1 protein-coding gene is annotated in these 1135 nt (G+C 43.9%); it reads right to left on the bottom strand.

Annotated elements, in window-relative coordinates; all coding sequences use genetic code 11:
• On the bottom strand, window positions 1-822 hold an 822-nt coding region (gene mobV, locus R0J87_RS18265; protein WP_498887945.1), incomplete at its 3' end, for a MobV family relaxase.
• Window positions 823-1135: the final 313 nt, after the last annotated feature.

Here is a 1135-nt window from a genome sequence, read left to right as displayed (position 1 = left end):
ATTATTGTCCTTTCGAAACACCTCGCCCGCTTTAGCAAGGCTTTTCACCTGCTCAAAATCTTCTCTATTCAGCTGAACAGTTTTAGTCAAAAAACCCTTCTCTTTCACTCGTTCTTCGATCTGATCAACCGCCTGCGCTTCAAATGCTGTCTTTTTCAAATCATCCAATCGACCCGAAATCTGATCAACCGCCTGTTCCATCTCTATTTTTTTAAGGCTTACTTCTTTCAGCTTCTCTTTATCCGCTTCTAGCTTAAACTTGTGAATTTCAAGATATTTTTTATCTGAAGGCTCACCGCGCAGCAAGCCAAATTTTTCGTTATGCTTCCCGATCGCTTCCTGCAGCTGCTTCATTTCAACTTTGTTGAAAATCTGCTTTGCTGACAGCTTCTTTTCTTTCGTGATCGGCACGAGACCCACGTGCATATGAGGTGTCGTTTCATCCTTATGTACTGACGCATACATCACGTTCTCTTTTCCGTAACGCTCCTGGATAAATTCCAGATTAGATTTGAAGAATTCCCTTTCGCTCTCTGGAGACAGCTTTTCAAAGAATTCGGGACTTGCCGAGATCATGAACGAACAGCACCTAACCGCATCTTTTCGAATGGCTCGTTTCGTCTCTACATTCTTCTCGATATGTTCGTTGATCATTGCCTTATAATCGACTCGTTTATCATGCAATAAATCATAATTCAGATGCGCCCGATTTTGATCGATATCGGGGTTGGTGTGACTCTCTTTTTCTCTCTGATTATGTATCTGTAGACCCTTTATATCCGCACTCTTAAACTTCCGCATATTACAGATAATGAACGCCATTTTTCCCCTTCACGCCCTTCCCACCGGCAACAACTTTCTCTCTCAATTTTACCACATTCTCCGGCGACACTTCCATGTAAAGTATAGCCCGCTATACTTTACTCCGTAAAGTGCGGGCTCTGCCGAGGGCTACGACAGTCGCTTGCGCTCCTTCTGATCAGCTCCGCTGATTGGAAAAATCGCCGAAGAAGTCGGCTATTATTTTTCCTAAATTCAAGTCCTCGGACGCTGTCCGAACCTGTCGGGGAAATATTCCCCGAACCCCATAAAAAAGAAGCAGGCTTTATTCGCCTACTTCTTCCGAAAACCACAC

The organism is Halomonas sp. SIMBA_159, assembly GCF_046536035.1.
GTDB classification, from domain to species: Bacteria; Pseudomonadota; Gammaproteobacteria; order Pseudomonadales; family Halomonadaceae; genus Vreelandella; species Vreelandella venusta_A.
This window is presented reverse-complemented; position numbering and strand designations above follow the sequence as displayed.